We start from the raw sequence: 21,804 nt of genomic DNA, 5'->3' as shown, positions 1-21,804 counted from the left end.
GGAGGACAAGACGGTGGCTGGCGAACAGCACGCAGCGGCATCCGAGGTGCCCGCCGCGGCACGGGAGGAGCACGCGCAGCTCGCTGAGCAGATCGAGGAGCACCGCTTCCGGTACTACGTGAAGGACGCCCCGGTCGTCAGCGACGCGGAGTTCGACAAGCTGCTGCGCGCCCTGGAGGCCCTGGAGGAGACCCATCCCGGGCTGCGCACGCCGGCCTCGCCGACCCAGAAGGTCGCCGGCTCCTACGCCACGGAGTTCACCGAGGTCGCGCACCGCGAGCGGATGCTCTCGCTGGACAACGCCTTCGACGACGAGGAGCTGTCGGCCTGGGCCGAGCGGATCGCCGGCGAACTGGGCGGCGACCCGAAGGGCGCCGGCTACCACTTCCTGTGCGAGTTGAAGGTCGACGGCCTCGCGGTCAACCTCACCTACGAGCACGGCCGGCTCACCCGCGCCGCCACCCGCGGCGACGGCCGCACCGGCGAGGACATCACGCCCAACGTCCGCACCATCGCCGAGATCCCGCACCGCCTCACCGGCGACCGGGTCCCCGCACTCGTCGAGGTCCGCGGGGAGGTCTACTTCCCGATGGAGAAGTTCCTGGAGCTCAACGAGCGCCTGGTGGCCGACGGCAAGCCCCCGTTCGCCAACCCCCGCAACGCCGCGGCCGGTTCGTTGCGCCAGAAGGACCCCAAGGTCACCGCCACCCGCCCGCTGCACATGGTCGTGCACGGCCTCGGCGCCCGCGACGGCCTGGAGATCGACCGCCTCTCCGAGGCGTACGACCTGCTCCAGGAATGGGGCCTGCCCACCGCTTCGCACAACCGCGTCGTCGACTCGCTCGCCGCGGTGCGGGAGTTCATCACCCACTACGGCGACCCCGAGACCCGCCGCACCGCCGTCGAGCACGAGATCGACGGCGTCGTGGTCAAGCTCGACGAGATCCGGCTCCAGGGCCGGCTGGGCGCCACCTCGCGGGCGCCGCGCTGGGCGATCGCCTGGAAGTACCCGCCGGAGGAGGTCAACACCAAGCTGGTGGACGTCCGCGTCGGCGTCGGCCGCACCGGCCGGGTCACGCCGTACGCGGTCGTCGAACCGATCACCGTCGCCGGGTCCGAGGTGGAGTTCGCCACCCTGCACAACCAGGACGTGGTCAAGGCCAAGGGCGTCCTCATCGGGGACACCGTCGTCATCCGCAAGGCCGGCGACGTCATCCCGGAGATCCTGGGCCCGGTGGTGGACCTGCGGGACGGCACCGAGCGGGAGTTCGTGATGCCCGCCGAGTGCCCCGAGTGCGGATCGGCGCTCCAGCCCGCCAAGGAGGGTGACATCGACCTGCGGTGCCCCAACGCCCGGTCCTGCCCCGCCCAGATCCGCGAGCGGCTGTTCTACCTCGCCGGCCGCAAGTGCCTCGACATCGAGAACTTCGGCTACGTCGCCGCCACCGCGCTCAGCCAGCCCCTGGAGCCCGCCGAGCCGCCGTTGACGGACGAGGGCGGCCTCTTCGACCTCTCCATCGAGCAGTTGCTGCCCATCAAGTCCCACGTCCTGGACCCGGACACCGGTCTGCCCAAGCGCGATCCGAAGACCGGTGAGGAGAAGGTCGTCACCTTCTTCGCCAACCAGAAGGGCGAGCCGAAGAAGAACACCCTCGCCATGTTGGAGAACATCCAGGCCGCCAAGGAGCGCCCGCTGGCCCGGATCCTCACCGGCCTGTCGATCCGTCACGTGGGCCCGGTCGCGGCGCAGGCGCTGGCCCGGGAGTTCCGCTCGATCGACCGGATCCGGGACGCGAGCGAGGAGGAACTGGCCGCCGTGGACGGTGTCGGCGGCACCATCGCGGCGTCGCTCAAGCAGTGGTTCGCCGTGGACTGGCACCAGGAGATCATCGAGCGCTGGCGGGCCGCGGGCGTCCGGATGGAGGAGGAGCAGACGGGTGACGCGGGCCCGCGTCCATTGGAAGGCGTCACCGTCGTGGTAACGGGCACACTTCAGTCACACACGAGAGATGGCGCGAAAGAAGCGCTGCAGGCTCTCGGAGCGAAGGTGACCGGATCCGTTTCCAAGAAGACCGGATTCGTAGTGGTGGGCGACAACCCCGGTTCGAAGTACGACAAAGCCATGCAGTTGAAGGTCCCCGTGTTGGACGATGATGGCTTCGCTGTGCTGCTGGAGCAGGGTCCCGAGGCAGCACGAGCGGTAGCTGTCACTCCGCCTGAGGAGGAGTGAGGTGTCACCCCATCGGCGCATACCAGATTGATCCGGGAGGCCGGGTCGCATTCGGGCAACCGCTGCGGATCGCTGCCCGCAACAGCCTTCCGCGGCCTACTGTTGACGTGTGCGCCTGCCGTGGCGCGGGCACAGCCGGCTGTGAGAGGGATCGGAATGAAACCGACCGACAGCGCCGCTCCGGCGTCGCGGCTCCGCCGGCTCGTGGTGCCCGCGTTGCCCGCGGCCCTCGTCATGGCGGCGGGCGTGACGCTCGCCGCGGGAGTGCTGTACACCCTCGGCGGCGGCGAGCCGCTGTTCCCCTCCGGGCCCGTCGGTTGGGCGCTGGCCGTCCTGACCGGCGTCCTCGTCGGCCACCTGGTCGCCCTCGGCCGGGACCGGTGGTGGGGCGGCACCGGCTCCGGAGCCGCCCTGGCCCTCGCCGTACTGCTCCTCTACGGCTGGGTGCCGGCCGTCCTGGTGAGCCTCTCCGTCGTGATCCTGGTCGGCGTCGCCCGACGCCAGCGCTGGCGACAGGCCCTGGTCCACGGGGCCGTTGACGTCCTCGGCATCGGTGCGGCGGCGCTCGGCCTGGCCGTCTGCGGGGTCCACCCCGGCGTCCGCCAGCCCTGGACACCCGAGGCGTGGGACCTCTCGGTCCTGCCCGAGGTCGTCGTGACGGCGGGCGGCTACCTCCTCGTCAGCCGGGGGCTGCTCTGGTGCAGTCGGCTGCCGCTCGACGGCGGCCTGCCGGCCATCGCCCGCACGGCGGTGGTGCGCCAGGCCCTGGTCGGCGTCGCCCTGCTCGGCATCTCGCCGCTGATCGCGGTCTGTGCGGTGGGCGCCCCGCTGCTGCTCCCGCTGTTCGCGGTCCCACTGATCGCGTTGGACTCCACGCTCTGGATAGCCCGGGCCAGGGCCGAGGAGCAACTGCGCGACCCGCTCACCGGCCTGCCCAACCGTCAGTGGCTGCTGGAGCGCACCTGGACGGCCCTGGACGAGGCCGAGCGGGCCGGTACCCGGGCCGCCCTCGTCCTCATCGACCTCGACCGCTTCCGTTCCGTCAACGACACCCTCGGGCACCTCGCCGGCGACCGCCTGCTCCTGCAGATCGCCGACCGGCTGCGGCACGCGCTCCCGCGCGGCGCCGAGGCCGCGAGGCTGGGCGGCGACGAGTTCGCGGTCCTCCTGCCCGCCACCGACTCCCTGACCAGTTCCCAGCGGGTGGCCCGCAACCTCGTCGCGGCCCTCAGTTCCCCGCTGGACCTCGACGGACTGACCCTCGTGCTGGAAGCCAGCGCGGGGGTCGCGGTCTACCCCGAGCACGCGCTGGACGCCGAAGGGCTGCTGCGCCGCGCGGACGTGGCGATGTACCAGGCCAAGCGGGACCGCAGCGGCGTCGAGCTCTACGAGGCCAAGCGGGACGGCAACACCCCCGACCGGCTCGGCCTGCTGGGCGACCTGCGGCGCGCCCTGGACGCCGGCGACGTGGAGCTGCACTACCAGCCCAAGGTCCGCTTCGACGGCCACGTCTCCGGACTGGAGGCGCTGGTGCGGTGGGTCCATCCGGACCGCGGCCGGGTCCCACCGGACGAGTTCATCGCCATCGCCGAGTCCTCCGGCCTGATGCCCCGGCTGACCGAGTACGTCCTGGAGACCGCGCTCGCCCAGGTGGCGCGCTGGCGGGCGATGGGCCTGGAGGTGCCGGTCGCGGTGAACGTCTCACCGCGCGACGTGCACTCGCCGGGCTTCGCCGGTGCGGTCGCCGCCCGACTGGCCCGACATCGGGTCCCACCGGGCGCCCTCCAACTGGAGATAACCGAACACGTCCTGTTGGAGGACCCGCAGCGGGCCGCCGACACCCTGGCCGGGCTCACCGCCCACGGCGTGAAGATGTCCCTGGACGACTTCGGCACCGGCTACAGCTCACTGGTCCACCTGCGGCGCCTCCCGGTCAGCGAGCTGAAGATCGACCGGTCCTTCGTGGCTCGGCTGGCCGTCGACACCGAGGACGCCGAGATCGTCCGCTGCACCCTCGATCTCGCCCACTCGTTGGGCCTCCTGGTCGTCGCGGAGGGCGTCGAGGACGACGAGACCTGGGAGCGGCTGCGCGACCTCGGCTGCGACGCCGTCCAGGGCTGGCTGGTGGCGGCCGCGATGCCACCGGACGAGACCACGGCCTGGCTACGGGCCCGCGGTGAGCACGGGTGGCGCCGTGCGTCGGAGATGACCGCCCTCGCGGCGGAGAAGGCAGCCGAGCGCCCTTCGGGACAGGTCGTCAACTGACCCGGCCTCCGGCCGTCCCAACTCCCCGCTCCGACACCGCCGCTCAGCCCCCCGCCCCGGACCAGCCGGTCCCGGACCCGCCCGCACCGGACCGACCCGCCCCCGATCACCGCGAACCCGACCACGGCGCATCCGACCACCGCGCATCCGACCTACGCGAACCTGACCCACGCGAACCCGACCGAGCCGAACCGGACCGAGCCACGACCGGCGCAGCGCGACCCGACGAAGCGGCACCGAGCGAGCCGCCGGCCGGCACGCCGGCGGTGCCCGGGGCGGCGGACCCCGTGCCGGACGTCCCCGAGCCGGACGGTGCGGACTCGGACGGTGCGGACTCGGACGGTGCGGACTCGGACGGTGCGGACTCGGACGGTGCGGTACCGGACCGTCCCGGGCCGGACGCGCCGGGCGGTCCGGCACGAGCGCCGGCCCGTCCGCAGGAACCCGGTGCGGTCGGGGCGAGGACAAACGATCCGCCTCCGGGCGTCCCGGCGGCGGACACCGCCGTTCCGCCGGGTGACGAGCCCGGTCCCGCCGGCCTGGACGGGGGCCCTGGCGGCGGGTGAGGAGGCGCCGCGCGGGGCCGCGGGCGGGCCCCGTCGTCCGGCCCCGCGGGGCGCCGCCGTCCGGCCGTCCGAGCCCCCGCGGGGCGGTCGGGCGAAAGCGTTTCGCGGCAGCGTTCCCGTACGCCATAGGATTGGGCCGGAATACTCCGCCGGAGAATTCGCCCAGAAATCTCCTTCCGGAACACTCCGCCCAGAATTTTCGCCGAAAACACCAGAGGATCGCTGCATGCCTGGCATCACGCGCGAGGAGGTCGCCCACCTCGCCCGGCTGGCACGTCTGGAGCTGAAGGACGAAGAGCTCGACCACTTCGCCGGACAGCTCGACGACATCATCGGCGCGGTCGCCCGCGTCTCCGAAGTCGCCGGCCAAGACGTCCCTCCGACGTCCCACCCGCTGCCCCTGACCAACGTGATGCGGCCGGACGAGGTTCGTCCGTCGCTCACCCCCGAGCAGGCGCTCTCCGGCGCCCCGGCCCAGGAGCAGCAGCGTTTCAAGGTGCCGCAGATCCTGGGGGAGGAGTGACCGACATGGCTGACCTGATCAAGCTCACCGCCGCCGAGATCGCGGCGAAGATCGCCGCCGGCGAGGTCACCGCCGTCGAGGTGACCGAGGCCCACCTGGCGCGCATCGAGGCCGTCGACGAGAAGGTGCACGCCTTCTTGCACGTGGACCGGGAGGGCGCACTGGCCCAGGCCCGCGCCATCGACGACAAGCGCGCCCGCGGCGAGAAGCTCGGCCCGCTGGCCGGCGTCCCGCTGGCGCTGAAGGACATCTTCACCACCCAGGACATGCCGACCACCGTCGGCTCGAAGATCCTCGAAGGGTGGATGGCGCCGTACGACGCCACGCTGACCAAGAAGCTCAAGGACGCCGACGTCGTCATCCTCGGCAAGACCAACATGGACGAGTTCGCCATGGGGTCGTCGACGGAGAACAGCGCCTACGGGCCGACCGGCAACCCCTGGGACCTCACCAAGATCCCCGGCGGCTCCGGCGGCGGCTCCTCCGCCGCCCTGGCCTCCTTCCAGGCCCCGCTCGCCATCGGCACGGACACCGGCGGCTCGATCCGCCAGCCCGCCGCCGTCACCGGCACCGTCGGCGTCAAGCCCACCTACGGCGGGGTCTCCCGCTACGGCATGGTGGCCTTCTCCAGCTCCCTGGACCAGGGCGGCCCGTGCGCCCGCACGGTGCTGGACGCGGCGCTGCTGCACGAGGCCATCGCCGGCCACGACCCGCTGGACTCCACCTCCATCGACGCCCCGGTCCCGGCGGTCGTCGAGGCGGCGCGCAACGGCAGCGTGGACGGCATGCGGGTCGGCGTCGTCAAGCAGTTCCGCGGCGAGGGCTACCAGGCCGGTGTCCTGCAGCGCTTCGACGAGTCGGTCGCGCTGCTCACCGAGCTGGGCGCCGAGATCGTCGAGCTGGACTGCCCGTCCTTCGACCTGGCGCTGGCCGCGTACTACCTGATCGCGCCCTCCGAGTGCTCCTCCAACCTCGCCCGCTTCGACGCCATGCGCTACGGCCTGCGGGTCGGCGACGACGGCACGAAGTCCGCCGAGGAGGTCACCGCCCTGACCCGCGAGGCCGGCTTCGGCCCCGAGGTCAAGCGCCGCATCATGCTCGGCACGTACGCGCTCAGCTCCGGCTACTACGACGCGTACTACGGCAGTGCCCAGAAGGTCCGCACGCTGATCACCCGCGACTTCGAGCGGGCCTTCGAGCAGGTCGACGTGATCATCTCGCCGACCACGCCGACCACCGCGTTCCCGATCGGCGAGCGCACCGACGACCCGATGGCGATGTACCTCGCCGACGTGTGCACCATCCCCGCCAACCTGGCGGGCAACGCCGCCATGTCGCTGCCCTGCGGACTGGCCCCCGAGGACGGGCTGCCGGTGGGGCTGCAGATCATCGCCCCGGCCCTGGCCGACGACCGGCTCTACAAGGTCGGTGCCGCGGTCGAGTCCGCGCTCACCGAGAAGTGGGGCCACCCGCTCATCGAGGAAGCGCCGGCGCTGTGAGCGGAGCTGTCAACGACCTGCTGGAGGAGACGCTGTGAGTGGAAAGCTGGCCAAGGCCAAGAGCTTCAAGAAGTCCAAGCCCGGCACCTACCTGTCCATCGGCACCACGCTGTTCGGCGCGGTGAGCGTCGTCAAGCAGGCGAAGAAGGCCAAGGGGGAGCACGACACGCTCCAACTGGTCGACGCCGTCGTCTCCGCCGCCGCCATCGTCACCGGTGTCGCCCTGCTCGTCCGCGAACTGCGCCGTCTCAACGACGACGACGTCCTCGCGGGCTGACCGGCGCCGGACCTGAGAGGTTAGTTTCACCGTGACTGTCACCGACCTGGTGCCGTACGAGGACGCGCTGGCCACCTACGACCCCGTGATGGGGTTGGAGGTGCACGTCGAACTCGGCACCCACACCAAGATGTTCTGCGGGTGCGCAACCACCCTGGGCGCCGAGCCCAACTCGCAGACCTGCCCCACCTGCCTGGGCCTGCCCGGCTCCCTCCCGGTCGTCAACGCGACCGGCGTGGAGTCCGCCATCAAGATCGGCCTGGCCCTGAACTGCACCATCGCCGAATGGTGCCGCTTCGCCCGGAAGAACTACTTCTATCCGGACATGCCGAAGAACTTCCAGACCTCCCAGTACGACGAGCCGATCGCCTTCGACGGCTACCTCGACGTGCAGCTGGAGGACGGCGAGGTCTTCCGCGTCCAGATCGAACGCGCCCACATGGAGGAGGACACCGGCAAGTCCACCCACATCGGTGGGGCGACCGGCCGGATCCACGGCGCGCAGCACTCGCTGCTGGACTACAACCGCGCCGGCATCCCGCTCATCGAGATCGTCACCAAGCCGATCGAGGGCGCCGGCGAGCGCGCGCCCGAGGTCGCCAAGGCGTACGTGGCCGAGCTCCGCGAGCTGATCAAGGCGCTGGGCGTCTCCGAGGCCCGCATGGAGATGGGCCAGATGCGCTGTGACGTGAACCTCTCGCTGCGCCCCCTGGGCACCGAGAAGTTCGGCACCCGCTCGGAGACCAAGAACGTCAACTCGCTGCGCTCCGTGGAGCGGGCCGCCCGGTACGAGATCCAGCGGCACGCCGCGGTGCTCTCCTCCGGCGGCACGATCATCCAGGAGACCCGGCACTTCCACGAGGACGACGGCTCCACCACCTCCGGCCGGGTCAAGGAGGAGGCGGAGGACTACCGCTACTTCCCCGAGCCGGACCTGGTGCCGGTGGCGCCGGCCCGCGAGTGGGTCGAGGAGCTGCGGGCCACCCTGCCCGAGCTGCCGCGGGTCCGCCGCAACCGGCTGCGCGAGGAGTGGGGCGTCTCCGCGCTCGACATGCAGTCGATCCTCAACGCCGGGGCGGTCGACCTGATCGTCGCCACCACCGACGCCGGCGCGGACGCCGCCTCGGCCCGCAAGTGGTGGATGGGCGAGCTGGCCCGCCGCGCCAACGAGGACGGCGTGGAGCTCGGCGCGCTGCCGATCACCGCGGAGCAGGTCGCCCGGGTCGCCGCACTGGTCGCCGAGGGCTCGCTCAACGACAAGCTGGCCCGGCAGGCCATCGAGGGCGTGCTGGCCGGCGAGGGCGACCCGGACGCGGTCGTCGAGAAGCGCGGCCTGAAGGTCGTCTCCGACGAGGGCGCGCTCGGCACCGCCGTGGACGAGGCGATCGCCGCCAACGCCGCGATCGCCGACAAGATCCGCGGCGGCAAGGTCGCCGCCGCCGGTGCCCTGGTCGGTGCGGTCATGAAGGCCACCCGCGGCCAGGCCGACGCCGCCCGGGTGCGGGAGCTGATCCTGGAGAAGCTCGGCGTCGAGGGCTGATCCCGGCACGTCCTGCTCGCGCAGCGGCCGTTCCTCTTCGGAGGGGCGGCCGCTGCGCCCTATGCGGCCCGGGACGACGCCGCGGCTCGTGACCGGGCGGCCCGTGCCCCGCGCCGGTCCCGCCCTCCGGACGAACTCCCGATCTTCCTCCGCCGGCGAGGAATGCCACGGCCGCCGGGGACGCTGTCACTGGAAAAGGATCACCGGATGCGGACGCCCCCGGGGGCACCGTCCGCCGGACAGCGGAGGAACGAGCAATGGCGCAGCAGGACACACCGGTTCAGGACCCGCGTGCGATCGCCGGACGCCTCGGCCGGGTCGGAGTCTGGCACGGCGGACTCGGCCGGGTGTCGGCGGCGACGGAACGGGAGTTCGCGGCCGAGGTCGAGCAACTGGGGTACGGCGCGCTGTGGTTCGGTGAGGCGCAGGCCACCAAGGAGGCGTTCGCCCACGCCGGGCTGCTGCTGGCCGCCACCGAGCGACTGACCGTCGCCACCGGCATCGCCAACATCTGGGTCCGCGACGCCACCGCGATGAACGCCGGCGCGCACACCCTCGCCGAGGCGTACGACGGCCGGTTCCTGCTGGGCCTGGGCGCCAGCCACGCCCCGCAGGTCAACGGGCGCGGCCACGCCTACGCCAAGCCGCTCGCCGCGATGCGCTCCTACCTGGCGGCGATGGACGCGGCCACGTACGAGGGCCCGGTGGCCACACCGCCCGCCCGGGTGCTCGCCGCGCTGGGCCCCAAGATGGTGGAACTGGCGGGGGAGCGGGCCGCGGGCGTGCACTCGTACTTCGTCACGCCCGAGCACACCGCCGGCGCCCGCGAGATCCTGGGCGACACCCCGCTGCTCGCACCCGAGCAGGCCGTCCTGTTGGAGACCGACCCGGCGACCGCCCGGGCCCTGATCCGCGAGCACCACCTCGGCTTCTACCTTGCGCTGCCCAACTACGTGAACAGCCTGCGGCGGCTGGGCTTCGGCGACGACGACTTCACCGGCGGCGGCAGCGACCGCCTGGTCGACGCGATCGTGGCCTGGGGCGACGTGGACGCGATCCGGCGGCGGGTGCAGGAGCACCACGACGCGGGCGCCGACCACGTGTCGCTTCAGCCGGTCGCCGCCAACCGCGGCCTGGGCATCGACCAACTCCGGGAACTTGCACCGGCGTTGCTCGCCGACTGAGCTGCCGCGGGCCGGTGCCCCGGTCAGTGCCCGAGGCGGGCCAGGGCGGCGAGCGGGTAGCGCTCCCCGGCCACCGCGCCGTCGGGCACGGCCGCCCGGAGCCGGTCCGCCTGCTCCGGGTTGAGCACGAGGTCGGCCGCGGCGGCGTTCTCCTCCAGGTACGTCCGGCGCTTGGTACCGGGGATCGGCACGAGGTCCTCGCCCTGGGCGAGCAGCCAGGCGAGGACGGCCTGCGCCGGGGTGCAGCCGAGGGAGTCGGCGGTGGCGCGGATGGCCCGCACCAGCGCCAGATTGCGCGCGATGTTCTCGTCCGCGAACCGCGGCCAGCGGCGCCGGGCATCGTCGGCGGTGAGGTCGTCGCGGGAGGCCAGCGCGCCCGTCAGCATCCCGCGCCCGAGCGGTGCGTACGCGACGACGCCGACGCCCAACTCCCGGCAGGTCGCCAGCATCTCGCCCTCCAACACATCGCGGGTGAAGAGGGAGTGCTCCAGCTGGACGGCGCTGATGGGGTGGACGGAGTGGGCCCGGCGCAGCGTTTCCGGACTCACCTCGCTGAGCCCGAGATGGCGCACGGAACCCTCCGCGACCAACTCCGCCATGGCGCCGGCCGTCTCCTCGATGGGGACGGCCGGGTCGCGCCGGTGCATGTAGTAGAGGTCGATCCGGTCCGTGCCGAGGCGGCGCAGCGACGCGTGGCACGCCGTGCGCACCCAGGCGGCGGAGGTGTCGACCTCGTTCACCCGCCCGGTGGCCGCGTCGTGCCGCAACCCGAACTTGGTCGCGACGACCAGTCCGTCCCGCAGGGCGGCCGACCGGCTGCCCAGCCACCGCCCGAGGAACTCCTCGTTGGCGCCCCGCCCGTACGCGTCCGCGGTGTCGAGCAGCGTCACGCCGAGCTCGACCGCGCGGTCCAGGGTGCGGACGGACTCGGCGTCGTCCGGTACGCCGTACGACGTCGACATCCCCATGCAGCCCAGGCCGAGCGCGGAGACCGTCGGTCCGTGGGAGCCGAGCCGCCGCCGCCTCACGACCGCACGACGTCCGCGACGAACGCGCCCCAGGCACCGGCCGGGAGGGTGAGCACCGGCCCGTCGGGGGTCTTGGAGTCGCGGAGGTGGATGGTGGTGGTGCGGTCGCCGGGGGAGGGGCAGGTGGCCACTTCGAGGCAGTTGCCGCCTTCGTCGCTGCTGTAGCTGGACTTGAACCAGGCCAGATCGCTCATGCCTCTCCCGCCAGTTGGTCGAGCAGGCTGACGCTGTCTTCTGGTGTGAGTGCCTGCGATCGCAGCATCCCATATTTCTGTTGGAGCAGACTGACCTCATCTGGGGCGTCCACGAGGTAGCTGACGCGTTGACCTTCGATATAAGCCAGTTGGCCATGGTCCGATGTTTCGAGCAGGACGATCGGGCCGGCCAAGCCCGCATGCTTCTTGCGGCACGTGGCCATGACCTGGAGGCCGATGAACGGCAACTCCGCACACTGCCGCAGGTGCCTGATCTGCTCCCGCAGCACCTCCGCATCGCCGATCGGCCGACGCAGGACCACCTCCTCCAGGATGAAGTTCAGGACCGGCGGCGGGGTCCGTTGCAGCAGTCGCTGACGGTCGAGGCGGGCCGAGAGTCGTTCGGCGGCATCGGCTTCGCTGATGGGCGGAAAGAGGCACGAGAAGACGGCCTGTGCGTAGTCCGGCGTCTGGAGCAGGCCGGGCATGACGTGGTTCTCGTACGAGAGCAGGGAGATCGCGTCCGCCTCGTACTCGACGAAGTCCTGGACGAAGGCCGGAAAGCGCTCCCTGCCGGGGACTTTCTCCACCGCGACCGCCAACGCCCCCTTCGTGCCCAGGATTTCGTCGAACGCCTCGGCCAGGTCGATCTTCAGGGCTCTGCGGCCCTGTTCGATCGAGCCGATGGTGTCCTCGTGTACGCCCACGGCCTCGGCCAGTGCCGGTTGCGTCAACCTGGCGGCCTTGCGGAAGTGGCTCAGCTGGGCGCCGATCACGTGCCATGACGTGATCCGCTTCGGTTTGTTCGCCTGGTGCATGCGGCTTGCCTTCCCCCCGTCGTGACCGTCTGATGCGGCGTGAAGTCGTACATCGCATCTGTACGACTTCACGCTGTGGTCCAGCGTAGTCACGGGCAGTGACATTGGTGGCATGGAAGAGGAGATTCAGGCCGTCCGGGTCCGCACGGCGTTCTCTCGGCGGGAGCGCCGTTCCGTGTCGCTGGCCAGGGAGTTCGCGCGCAGCGCGCTCGCCGACTGGGACCGCGAGCGCGGGGCGGACGAGGTCGTGCTCTGCGTGAGCGAATTGGCCACGAACGCGGTGCTGCACGGGGTCCCGCCGGGGCGCGGATACCGGTTGTGGCTGGCGCTGGGGGCGGAGGACGGAGTATTGCGGGTGGAAGTGCACGACAGCGGGGACGGGGAGCCGCGGGTGTCGGAGCGGGGTGGCGCGGAGGACGCGGAGTGGGGGCGCGGGCTGCTGTTGGTGTCGGCGCTGGCAGACGCGTGGGGCGTCGAGGAGCGGGTGCCGGGCAAGATCGTGTGGTGCGAGTGGCGGTCGGCTGGGGGAGCCCGGGGCCTTCCGTGAGGGGGGCGCCGGCGAGCTGTTCCCAAAGATGTCACCCCGATACCTGTCGGATGTCACGGCGGTCCATTACCGTCCCCGTCGCACCATCTCAATGGGCCGACCGAAGACCATTGGAAGGCCGTTGACTGTCGACTGGGAGGTCGGGCGTGGCACCGGAGGTATCTCGTAGACGGGTACTGGGAGTTGGGGCGGCGGCGGCCGGCGCGGCGGTGGCCGGGTCGCTGCTGCCGCCGTCGCTCCAGCAGGCGCTGGCGCAGGACGCGGCCCGCCCCGCGTGGCACCGCGGGGGCGGGCTCCGCGACATCAAGCACGTCGTCGTGCTGATGCAGGAGAACCGTTCCTTGGACGGTCGGAGCCTCCTGGAAGCATAGACCGAGCGGCTGACCGGCACACAGAAGTGCCCCGCCCGAGCGCCAAGGTGCAGCGCAGGGACGGGGCTGGTGAGGGCGTCAGTCTTCAGGCGGGATGATGAAGCCCCGCGCAGGACCCGACTGTCGCTTCCCGGGCGGCTCCGGATTGGCCTCCCTGAACTTCGCCACGAAGGCGGCCAGGACGTCAGCGGTGATGTCCTGTCGGGTCGCGGGATCGGCACTGTCGTACACCCGCCACTTCCCCGCAGCGCGCTCCGGATCCTCCGGGCCAACAACTCCCAGGATGCCCAGCCGCCGGAGTGTGGCGTCCACCTGCCGGGCCTCTTCCGCGTTCATGAGCTCACCCTTCCGCCGTGCGTCCGGGGAGCCTAGTCACCATCCCCGCCGTGCGTGGCGCAGTTGCCGGGGTTGATCGGTCCGCAGCCTCCCGGCTGTGGCGTGTGGGAGCAGTTGGCCGCGACGGCCACCAGGGCTTCGGTCGGGCCGGTCCACAGTTCGTGGTCCACCTGATGTCCGGCTTCCTCGATCAGGGCCACCGTGCGTGTGAGCGCCTGCGGATCGTGGCGTTGGGCGTCGGGTCGCTCCGGGTAGTGGTGCACGAAGCGCCCCAGGCCGTTGCACAGCTTGGCGTACGGCCCGGTGTGCAGGATCAGGGCGTGCCAGCCCTCGTCCACCACGTTCGACGGTGTGATCCTCATGGTGGGGAACCTGGCGGCCGTGTGGACGAACTTCAGTGCTTCCGTGCTGATCCGGACCGCCGTAGCCTCGTCCATGCCGGGGTTGTTGTCGCGCACCGTTGCGACGACACCCCCGAAGGCGGCAGGGGTGCCGCGTCACGGCGCCCGGGGAGACCAGCCATTCGACGCCGCCACCCTCGGGGCGCAGGAAAGCGGTGGGGCGCTTACGGCGCCTCTGCGGCGGGTCGGCCGGGTCCACGTAGTCGGTGATCACGTCGCGCAGTACGCCGACTCTGCCCGATGTGTCCCCCACACGTCGGCCGATGTCCGCTTGGGTGATCACTTGTGCCCCTCGGGGTGCTTGCGGATGAGGACGTTGCAGTCGGTCACCGTCGTCATGTCGCCTCCGGCCCGCGCACGGTCGCGGACCTCGGCCAGTTCGGCGCATCCCGCGCAGCCCTTCATCGGAGCGGGCTCACGGCCCAAGGGAAGCGGCGGCTCAACGGCTTCCACGCGGTAGCGCGTCGGTTCGGTCATGACGGGATCGTGTCTCACCCTGGGGGACGTATTGGGCCCGCGCAGCGGGCAGTTGGGACGTTGGGCGCTACGGATCGGAGAAAGCCCAAAAGGTCGAGGCAGGGGGATTGACTTGAACGCTGCTCTTCAGTCAGCCATGGATGACGCGGGCCTGTCACCGCGTCAGCTTGCCTACCGGGTGGGGGTATCCGTGAAGCGGGTGGAACGATGGCTGGGCGACGCTGAACTGAGACCACACACAAGGAGTCGAGCGGACGCCTGCCGGGCGCTGGGAGTGGACGAAGAGATGTTGTGGCCAAAGGCCGTACAGGACCGCATGAAGACCGGCAGTGACCGTGAACTGGTCCACAGTTACCCCTACCGGTCCGCGTGCCCGTCAACGATCTGGACCGAACTGGTGGAGTCCGCGAGCACCGAGATCTTCCTCGCCGGCTACACGAACTACTTCTTCTGGACCCAGGTGCCCCACTTCGCGGACACGATCCGACGCAAGGCCGAATCCGGTTGCCGCGTGCGCTTCCTGGTCGGAGATCCGGACGGCGAGGTGACCCGCCAACGTGAGGAGATCGAAGACGTCGCGCTGTCCGTCTCCACGCGCATCCGGATCACACTGGAGCACCTGGACCGCCTCGGGCACGTGGAAGGGCTCGAAACTCGCATCTCCGCCCCACTGGACGCCGTCAACCACGTCGGCCTGTCGGTGTTCCGCTTTGACGACGCCGCCTTGGTCACGCCTCACCTCGCGCGCCTGGTGGGACACGACTCCCCTCTGCTCCACCTGCGCCGCCACGGAGACGGTGGCATGTTCGACCGCTTTGCAGAGCACGGCGACGAACTCTGGGAACGGGCGTCGGCGCGGGTACCTGAGACCCGCGCGTGAGCAACACTGCCAGCCAGGCATCCAAGGCGTGTAGCCGGTCGCGACATCGACCGCCCGCTGTCCGCTGGTACGTCTCCATGAGCGTCACGCGGGCCGCCTCCGCCGCGTCCTCTCCGGCCGGCTCCCGCTCCAGCTCCACCCGGGCCCGCCGTCGGGCGCCCTCCGTGGTGAGGAACCACCGCTTCGCAATGGGGTGCCAGCCGCCGGACGCCCCGGGAATCGTCGGGGACTTACCGGCCTCCGCCTTCACCAGGGTCGGACCCTCCGGTTCGTTGCGCCTCCCGCGCTGATCGCTTCGCTTCGGGACAGGGCCCGGCAAGGTGTCACCTCCATCAGCGCGAATCCAGAAACTGAGCGCTCGTCTGTGGTCAGCTCGGCATACCGGGACAGCGCAAGAGGCAGCGGCCCGCTGTGCATGAGGAGATCACTTCCGTACGAAAGAAACGTGATGAAGCTGGCTAATGCGGCAATGATCCGAGGCTTGCAAGGCATAGACGTCAAATTTTCCTGAGAGCGTATGCCCTGGTCAGCGCCTACCTCGCGACGATTCGCCATGTTTCGCCAGGGTGTGCCAGATGGCTTGCCACCGGTGGCCCGGGGTGAGATTTGCAGTACATCGCCCGAAGGGGGACCCATGACCACTCGCCGTGCAGACCAGCAAGACACGAGCCCACAATTCGAACTTCGCCTGGGTGGGCTCCACTTGACGATCCAACGCATTCCGGCATGGCTGCTCACACTGGTGGCCACGGCAACAGGTAGCGGAGTCGCTTGGTGGACCCGCTGATGAAGCAGGGTGGGCTGACCCCAACTGTCGCTACCACCGTCCCTCATGTCGACGGGAAGCCGCGCCTACTGGCACAGGGCGCGCGGTTGCACCGCGTCCGTGGCGACCTTGGAATCCGTACAGAAGCCGAGCCGCTATCACGCTTCGGTCTCCCTGCCGGACCGGAAGGGGTATCCCCCAGGTCGGGCCGCCAGCACTCCCTGTAGTTCTCACTCTGGAAGCAGAACGCGACGAAGACGCCGCGGATACCTCAGCCCAGCTCACCCGGATACCGCCCGACCGGCCGTCACCTGGACACCCACCTCCGCCGAGCCGCCGCACCCTCCGGGGACGACTTCCCCGCGTGATGCCAGCGGCGCAACGCTTGAAGGTTCGCCGGGTCGTGGTCGTCGCCGGGGACGATGTGGTCCACGTCGGTCGCCGGTGCCGTACACCGCGCCCCCGTGTCCCGCAGGATGGCCCGGCGCTGGAAGCCGTCCCGTTTCAGGACGGACAGGCGCCGGACCGGCCAGTCCGCGGGGAGGCGGGAGCGTCGGCTGCTGCCATGCCAGGACATGACGAACTCCTTCCCCAACATCCCGGAAGCGGGGGCAGCGGCCCGTATCGCGTCGTGACGGGCACCGGTCCGACCGCTTGTGAGATGGTGCAATCCTGGCTTACGAGAGCTGCCCGCGGAGGTCCATCGGGGCCTATCCCGTTGCAGCATGGATGCATACTCGAAAGGGTTTAACAAATGGCCAAGGCGACCGCACGTCACATTTTGGTCCCCAGCGAAGACAAAGCGAACGAGCTGAAGGCGCAGATCGAGGCGGGAGCAGATTTCGCAGAGGTAGCCAAGGTCAACTCCACCTGCCCTTCAGGTCGTCAGGGTGGTGACCTCGGATCTTTCGGTCCCGGGCAGATGGTCAAGGAATTTGACGCAGTCGTCTTTTCCGCACCGACCGGAACTGTTCAGGGGCCTGTGCAGACGCAGTTCGGCTACCACCTTATTGAGGTAACCAGCCGTCAGGACTGACGTGGCGTTCCGGGGCTGCGTCCCTGTGGCGCGGCCCGGTTTACCCACGCAAGGACCGGAATCCGACAGCCCCACAAGCGACCCCGACCGGAATCGAACCGGCGACCACCCGACCGACGATCGGGCACTCTCCCACTGAGCTACGTGGCCAGGGGCTCAACTCCCGCGCGGCATCCCGGAAGACACCGGGGCGCGCGGGAGGAGCCGGGGCAGGCGGAGTGCTCACGCCTCCACGTCGAACGCTGGAGTCCGGGGCACGGGCCGGCCTTCGCATGCATTAGCTGGGGGTCGTGACAGCCTTGTTCGCCAACGGGTCGGCCTCGCTTTCCTTGAGGGTCAAAAAAGCTGCCCTTTACTCCTTCTTTTTCGTGTGAGTCATAAGAAAGAAGGAGCAAAGGGCAGCTTTTTTGACCCCTAGACCTCTGGCCTGGCGACGCACTGTCAGTGCGCAACCGCAAAGAGGGAAGGGGGTCGAATCCGTGGTGGCTCCGACCCCTCCCTCGCTAATGTTGTGGACGTGAACACGTCGCACTTGTAGTCAGTTGATCAAGCCTTGCTGAGGCTGATGTGCTGAATAGCTGCCGGCTGCGGGAACGCATGCGCCACTCGCATGGTGGCCTTGATGGCGACCTGGTCGCTGGTGAACCGGGCGTGCTTGGACACGTCCAGGGTCACGTTCCGGCGCATGACGACCGTGACGCGGTCACGCGGGATGCCTCATACGGTTCCGGGAGTCACGGTGTTGGAGACGTACAGCGGGACGCCGAGGACGGTTCGCCTGGTCGGGGTGGTCGGGTCGCTGCCCAGCAGTGGGACGTTGCTGTCCTTGGCCTGCTTGAGCTTGGCCAGTGTCAGGGCGTCCGCAGGGTTCGCGGCGAACGCCGTGATGGTGGCGCCCACGTCTTCCGCGCGGTTGATGGCTTCCTGGAACGCATCCAGGTTGGAGAACGTGGCCCCGGCGTCCACGGTGCCCACGCCGTCGACGTTCTCCAGTCCTTTCGGAGCGCGGGCGGGCAGGCTGTTGAAGAACGAGTGGTCCAGGACGCGGGCGATCGACCGGGCCAGGCCGTCGCCTAGGAGCTTCTGGGCGTCCGGGTCGCTGTCCTCCGCCAGTTCGGAGGAGACGATGGACAGGCCGGCGCACGTGGCGGGCCTGACTTCCAGCTCTCCCATGGTGGCGTCCGTGGGAGCGATTTCATCGCCTTCCAGCACGAATGAGGCGCCCGCGTCGGTGTGGACCATCGGGATGTGCACCTTCGTGCTGTTGGTCTTGAGGGTGCTGGCCACTTGGAGCGCGACGCTCTGCCGTTCCACGGGTTGGACGATCAGCGGGCCGTAGTCATCGGGGGTGATGCCGGAGACACCGGCGGTGGTGGTGAAGAGTGACAAAAAGGTTCCTTTGCGTCGGAGTTGGCGAGATCAGAGGGCGGAGCGGAACAAGCCGTCCCAGGTGGCCCGGCGCTCCTGGGCCGGGGTGAGTCCACCGCGTCCCATTCCCGGTGGGTTCAGGGCCGTGTGCATGGCTTGGTTGATGGCAGCGGCCACGGCCTCCACACGGTCCGCAGGGAGGTCTTCGGGGAGGGATTGGACGATCTCCTCCGAGATGTAGTGAAAGCGGCGCACGGCAGCTGTCAGGGTCTCCGAGCGGAACCGCTCGGCCTTCTCTGCTGCCAGTTGGTCCCGCTCCGCCTCCAGCTCCCGTACGCGCGGCCGGCCCCGCCCTTGGAGGCGCGCCGCACTCTGCCCGGTAAGGGGTATTTGGCACGGTATTTGACGGTAGTAACCGGCCCATAAGCAGGCGAGGTTGCCTCCGGCGCCGTCTCTGTGGGGAAGTCCACAAAGAGGACAAAGGATCTCTTCCGGCTGACACTCTGCACTCGGAAGCGGGGCCCGGGCGCCGGCGACGACCGCCGCGGTCCCGCGCCGTCCCCCTTCCCCGACCCCGTCCGTCCGCGTTCGGCACCACCCGCTCCCGGGAGATATCGGCGCACGACCCGGAAGCAGCCCGTGACCGCTCTGGCTCGCTGGTGCCTCAGGCGCCGCCTCCTGGTGATCCTGCTCTGGCTCGCCGCCCTCACCGGGACGGCCGTCGCCGCGGGCGTCGCCGGGAGCGCGTACTCCACCGACTACGCGGTCCCCGGCACCGAATCCGGGCAGGCCGGTGCCCTCCTGGCGAAGGCGTTCCCGGACCGCGCCGGCGACGCCGACACCGTCGTCTGGCACACCCCGGACGGCACCGTCCGCGCCACCGCGGTCCGCACGACCATGACGCGGACGCTCGCCAAGGTCGCCCGGCTGCCGGGCGTCGCCGACGTCCAGGGCCCCTACGGGCCGGGCGGCGCCGGGCAGATCAGCCACGACGGGCGCACCGCCTACGCCACGGTGACCTTCCGCAGTTCGCCCGACGACCTGCCCGCGGCGCAGGCCCGTGCGGTCGTCAGCACCGCCCGGGCGGCGGCCGGCCAGGGCCTCCAGGTGGAGTCGGGCGGCAGCGGCGCCGCCCTCACCCAGACCCCGCACGAGCGGCTGCCGGAACTCATCGGCCTGGCCGTGGCGGCCGTGGTGCTCTTCCTCGCCTTCGGGTCGCTCGCCGCGACCCTGCTGCCGCTCGTCACCGCGCTGGCCGCCGTCGGCACCGCCGCCTCCGGCATCAGCCTGCTCGGCCACGTGATGACGGTGGCGGACTTCGCCCCGATGCTGGGCATGCTGATCGGCCTCGGCGTGGGCATCGACTACGCGCTGTTCATCGTCACCCGTCACCGCAAGGGGCTGCGTGCCGGACTCGGTGTCCAGGAGTCCGCCGAGCGCGCGCTGGCGGTGTCCGGGCGGGCGGTGGTCTTCGCCGGAGCCACCGTCTGCATCGCGCTGCTCGGCATGCTCACCCTGCGGCTGGACTTCCTCAACGGCGTCGCCCTGGCCGCCTCGCTCACCGTCGTCCTCACCGTCGCCGCCGCCGTCACCCTGCTGCCCGCGCTGCTCGGCGTGATCGGCACCCGTGCCCTGGGCCACCGCGAGCGCCGCCGACTGGCCGCCGAGGGACCCCGACCCGACCCGGGCACCGGTCCGGCCGTCCGCTGGGCCGGCTTCGTCGAACGCCACCCCCGCCTGCTCGGCGCCGTCGCGGCGGCCGTCATGCTCACCCTCGCGCTGCCCACCCTCGGCCTCCGCCTGGGCACCTCCGACCAGGGCAACGATCCGGCCACCGCCACCACCCGCAAGGCGTACGACCTGCTGGCGGACGGTTTCGGGCCCGGCTTCAACGGGCCGCTGACGCTGGTCGGTTCGCTCGACGGCGCCACCGACCGGCTCGCCTTCGACGAGCTCCCGCACACCCTCCGCGACACCCCCGGCGTCGCCCGGGTCAGCGGTCCGGAGTTCGGCGCCGGCCACGCCACCGGCGTGATCACCGTCGTGCCGGACAGCGCACCGCAGTCCGAGCGGACCTCCGACCTGGTCGACCGGCTGCGCACCACAGTGCTGCCGGCCGCGGCGGACGGCACCACGCTGAAGGTGCGGGTCGGCGGCGTCACCGCCGGCTACGACGACTTCGCCGCCGTCATCGTCGGCAAGCTGCCGCTCTTCATGGGCGCCGTCATCGGCCTCGGCTCGGTCCTGCTGCTGCTCGCCTTCCGCAGCATCGGCATCCCCCTCAAGGCCGCGCTGATGAACCTCGCCGCGGTCGCCGCGTCGTTCGGCATCGTCGTCGCGGTCTTCCAATGGGGATGGGGAACCGAGGCGCTGGGCCTGGGCAGCGCCGGCCCCATCGAGCCGTTCCTCCCGGTCATCATGGTCTCGGTGCTCTTCGGGCTCTCCATGGACTACCAGGTCTTCCTGGTCAGCCGGATGTACGAGGAGTGGCGGCGCACCGGGGACAACCGGCGGTCGGTGCGGGTCGGCCTCGCCGAGACCAGCCGGGTGATCAACTCCGCCGCGGTGATCATGATCGCGGTGTTCGGGGCCTTCGTCCTCAGCGGCGACCGGATCATCGCCATGTTCGGCATCGGCCTCGCCGCCGCCGTCGCCCTGGACGCCTTCGTCCTGCGCACGCTGCTGGTCCCGGCCCTGATGCACCTGCTGGGCGGCGCCAACTGGTGGCTGCCGGCCTGGCTGGACCGCCGACTCCCGCGGCTGAGCATCGAGCCGCCGGCGGAGCCCACCGCGGAACGGACGGTCGGGCGGAGCGACGCGCGGGCACCCCAGGAGGTCTAGGGGCGGGCCCGTCCCCCTCAGAGTTCGTCCGCGTGCGGTGGGTTTTTCCCCGCCGACCGCCCCGACGCCAGCCAGGACCGGGCGGGCCGGGCCGCACGGGCGGTGTCCACAGTGAGGTGGAGGCGGGTTCCGCCATCGTTGCCCGCCGGGTAGCTGCGCTGTTCGGTGGTCGCGTAGTTGCGGCGCAGGTTGTCGGCGACCCGGCGCGCGGCCTCCGGTGTCGCGGCGACGATGCGGACCTCGGCCTGGCTGCTCCGGGGCAGGGGCTCGGCGGACTTCGTGGCGGCCTCGTGGTCGGGGGGCGGTGAGCCGGCGGCGTCGGCCGGGGGCGTCAGCACCCTGCCGCGGTGGAACGTCGCGCTCCGGGCGCTCGGCCCGACGCCGAGCAGTTGGATCAGGAAGCCGGCAGCGATGATCATGACGATGATCGCGGTCACCGTGACGGTGTTCGTCATGTCCTCACGTCCTTCGGGCGGTGTGCGGGATCCGGGACCGGCTGTGCGTGCACGCTCGCGGCGCAGCCGCCGCCGCACGGCCCTCCGGCTCCCACGTCGGCTCGCGCCGCGTCCCGCGGGACGCACGGGACGCACGGGACGCCGAGCGTGCGGACACGCTCCCCGGTGGTGCCGCACGGTCAGTGATCAGAGTCATGGCGCG

At 70.9% G+C, this 21,804-nt stretch carries 19 protein-coding genes, 1 tRNA gene and 2 pseudogenes; 12 read left to right on the top strand and 10 right to left on the bottom strand.

Annotation, left to right across the window (positions count from 1 at the left end):
• The first annotated feature begins 13 nt into the window (after window positions 1-13).
• From ligA to ACLJT4_RS18200, 7 genes are all read left to right on the top strand, one after another.
• A complete protein-coding gene (gene ligA, locus ACLJT4_RS18230; RefSeq protein WP_411123324.1) occupies window positions 14-2,230 on the top strand; it encodes an NAD-dependent DNA ligase LigA in 2,217 nt (738 codons plus the stop codon).
• Window positions 2,231-2,386: 156 nt separating this feature from the next.
• On the top strand, window positions 2,387-4,495 hold the full coding sequence (locus ACLJT4_RS18225) for a putative bifunctional diguanylate cyclase/phosphodiesterase (RefSeq protein ID WP_411123323.1): 2,109 nt from the start codon (window positions 2,387-2,389) through the stop codon (window positions 4,493-4,495).
• Between the two features lie 792 nt (window positions 4,496-5,287).
• On the top strand, window positions 5,288-5,584 hold the full coding sequence (gatC, locus tag ACLJT4_RS18220; RefSeq protein WP_016573597.1) for an Asp-tRNA(Asn)/Glu-tRNA(Gln) amidotransferase subunit GatC: 297 nt from the start codon (window positions 5,288-5,290) through the stop codon (window positions 5,582-5,584).
• A gap of 5 nt (window positions 5,585-5,589) precedes the next feature.
• Window positions 5,590-7,083 carry an Asp-tRNA(Asn)/Glu-tRNA(Gln) amidotransferase subunit GatA gene (gene gatA, locus ACLJT4_RS18215; protein WP_016573598.1) on the top strand — a complete coding sequence of 498 codons (1,494 nt, stop codon included), beginning with the start codon at window positions 5,590-5,592 and terminating at the stop codon, window positions 7,081-7,083.
• A 34-nt stretch (window positions 7,084-7,117) separates the two neighbouring features.
• Entirely contained in the window at window positions 7,118-7,360 is a 243-nt protein-coding gene (locus ACLJT4_RS18210; RefSeq protein ID WP_411123322.1) for a hypothetical protein, read from the top strand.
• A gap of 31 nt (window positions 7,361-7,391) precedes the next feature.
• Window positions 7,392-8,900: an Asp-tRNA(Asn)/Glu-tRNA(Gln) amidotransferase subunit GatB gene (gene gatB, locus ACLJT4_RS18205; RefSeq protein ID WP_016573600.1), complete on the top strand. Its 1,509-nt coding sequence runs from the start codon at window positions 7,392-7,394 to the stop codon at window positions 8,898-8,900.
• Window positions 8,901-9,157: 257 nt separating this feature from the next.
• Window positions 9,158-10,084 (top strand): LLM class F420-dependent oxidoreductase, encoded by a 927-nt coding sequence (locus ACLJT4_RS18200; RefSeq protein ID WP_411123321.1) that lies wholly within the window; start codon window positions 9,158-9,160, stop codon window positions 10,082-10,084.
• A 23-nt stretch (window positions 10,085-10,107) separates the two neighbouring features.
• Here the strand turns inward: ACLJT4_RS18200 and ACLJT4_RS18195 are convergent, their stop codons facing one another.
• From ACLJT4_RS18195 to ACLJT4_RS18185, 3 genes are read right to left on the bottom strand one after another with little or no spacing between them, the layout of a single operon-like run.
• Window positions 10,108-11,112: an aldo/keto reductase gene (locus ACLJT4_RS18195; RefSeq protein ID WP_411123320.1), complete on the bottom strand. Its 1,005-nt coding sequence runs from the start codon at window positions 11,110-11,112 to the stop codon at window positions 10,108-10,110.
• Complete coding sequence (locus tag ACLJT4_RS18190; protein WP_411123319.1) at window positions 11,109-11,306, bottom strand: DUF397 domain-containing protein; 198 nt, start codon at window positions 11,304-11,306, stop codon at window positions 11,109-11,111. The genes ACLJT4_RS18195 and ACLJT4_RS18190 overlap by 4 nt, the downstream gene beginning before the upstream one ends.
• Entirely contained in the window at window positions 11,303-12,124 is an 822-nt protein-coding gene (locus ACLJT4_RS18185; protein ID WP_411123318.1) for a helix-turn-helix domain-containing protein, read from the bottom strand. The genes ACLJT4_RS18190 and ACLJT4_RS18185 overlap by 4 nt, the downstream gene beginning before the upstream one ends.
• Before the next feature lie 112 nt (window positions 12,125-12,236).
• On the opposite strand from ACLJT4_RS18185, the gene ACLJT4_RS18180 reads away from it, so the two are divergent.
• Both ACLJT4_RS18180 and ACLJT4_RS18175 read left to right on the top strand, forming a co-directional pair.
• Entirely contained in the window at window positions 12,237-12,671 is a 435-nt protein-coding gene (locus tag ACLJT4_RS18180) for an ATP-binding protein (RefSeq protein WP_411123317.1), read from the top strand.
• 146 nt (window positions 12,672-12,817) lie between these two features.
• Window positions 12,818-13,018, top strand: a pseudogene (locus tag ACLJT4_RS18175) (twin-arginine translocation signal domain-containing protein); the annotation flags it as partial.
• Between the two features lie 102 nt (window positions 13,019-13,120).
• Here the strand turns inward: ACLJT4_RS18175 and ACLJT4_RS18170 are convergent.
• The 3 genes from ACLJT4_RS18170 to ACLJT4_RS18160 all read right to left on the bottom strand — a co-directional run bounded on the left by ACLJT4_RS18170 (window position 13,121) and on the right by ACLJT4_RS18160 (window position 14,256).
• The gene (locus ACLJT4_RS18170) at window positions 13,121-13,378 is read right to left on the bottom strand and encodes a hypothetical protein (RefSeq protein ID WP_411123316.1); all 258 of its coding nucleotides are present in this window, start codon (window positions 13,376-13,378) and stop codon (window positions 13,121-13,123) included.
• 32 nt (window positions 13,379-13,410) lie between these two features.
• The gene (locus tag ACLJT4_RS18165; protein ID WP_411123315.1) at window positions 13,411-13,815 is read right to left on the bottom strand and encodes a glycine-rich domain-containing protein; all 405 of its coding nucleotides are present in this window, start codon (window positions 13,813-13,815) and stop codon (window positions 13,411-13,413) included.
• A gap of 243 nt (window positions 13,816-14,058) precedes the next feature.
• Complete coding sequence (locus tag ACLJT4_RS18160; protein WP_411123314.1) at window positions 14,059-14,256, bottom strand: hypothetical protein; 198 nt, start codon at window positions 14,254-14,256, stop codon at window positions 14,059-14,061.
• 286 nt (window positions 14,257-14,542) lie between these two features.
• Between ACLJT4_RS18160 and ACLJT4_RS18155 the strand changes: the two genes are divergently transcribed.
• Entirely contained in the window at window positions 14,543-15,136 is a 594-nt protein-coding gene (locus ACLJT4_RS18155) for an XRE family transcriptional regulator (RefSeq protein WP_411123420.1), read from the top strand.
• A 1,073-nt stretch (window positions 15,137-16,209) separates the two neighbouring features.
• Here ACLJT4_RS18155 and ACLJT4_RS18150 read toward each other — a convergent pair.
• On the bottom strand, window positions 16,210-16,479 hold the full coding sequence (locus ACLJT4_RS18150; protein WP_411123313.1) for an HNH endonuclease: 270 nt from the start codon (window positions 16,477-16,479) through the stop codon (window positions 16,210-16,212).
• Window positions 16,480-16,656: 177 nt separating this feature from the next.
• Between ACLJT4_RS18150 and ACLJT4_RS18145 the strand changes: the two genes are divergently transcribed.
• Window positions 16,657-16,938, top strand: a complete 282-nt coding sequence (locus ACLJT4_RS18145; RefSeq protein ID WP_411123312.1) for a peptidylprolyl isomerase — start codon at window positions 16,657-16,659, stop codon at window positions 16,936-16,938.
• A 78-nt stretch (window positions 16,939-17,016) separates the two neighbouring features.
• On the opposite strand, the gene ACLJT4_RS18140 is transcribed toward ACLJT4_RS18145, so the two are convergent.
• Together ACLJT4_RS18140 and ACLJT4_RS18135 are read right to left on the bottom strand one after the other, a co-directional pair.
• Window positions 17,017-17,088 (bottom strand) — tRNA-Asp (locus tag ACLJT4_RS18140).
• 396 nt (window positions 17,089-17,484) lie between these two features.
• Window positions 17,485-18,327 (bottom strand): annotated as a pseudogene (locus tag ACLJT4_RS18135) (phage major capsid protein).
• Window positions 18,328-18,945: 618 nt separating this feature from the next.
• On the opposite strand from ACLJT4_RS18135, the gene ACLJT4_RS18130 reads away from it, so the two are divergent.
• Window positions 18,946-21,147: an MMPL family transporter gene (locus ACLJT4_RS18130; RefSeq protein ID WP_411123311.1), complete on the top strand. Its 2,202-nt coding sequence runs from the start codon at window positions 18,946-18,948 to the stop codon at window positions 21,145-21,147.
• A gap of 17 nt (window positions 21,148-21,164) precedes the next feature.
• On the opposite strand, the gene ACLJT4_RS18125 is transcribed toward ACLJT4_RS18130, so the two are convergent.
• Window positions 21,165-21,602, bottom strand: coding sequence for a hypothetical protein (locus tag ACLJT4_RS18125; RefSeq protein WP_411123310.1), 438 nt, complete (start codon window positions 21,600-21,602; stop codon window positions 21,165-21,167).
• Window positions 21,603-21,804: the final 202 nt, after the last annotated feature.

The organism is Streptomyces sp. x-19, assembly GCF_046549115.1.
GTDB lineage: Bacteria > Actinomycetota > Actinomycetes > Streptomycetales > Streptomycetaceae > Streptomyces > Streptomyces albulus_C.
The sequence above is the reverse complement of the archived record's forward strand: the minus strand, read 5'-3'. Positions and strand labels throughout refer to the sequence as shown.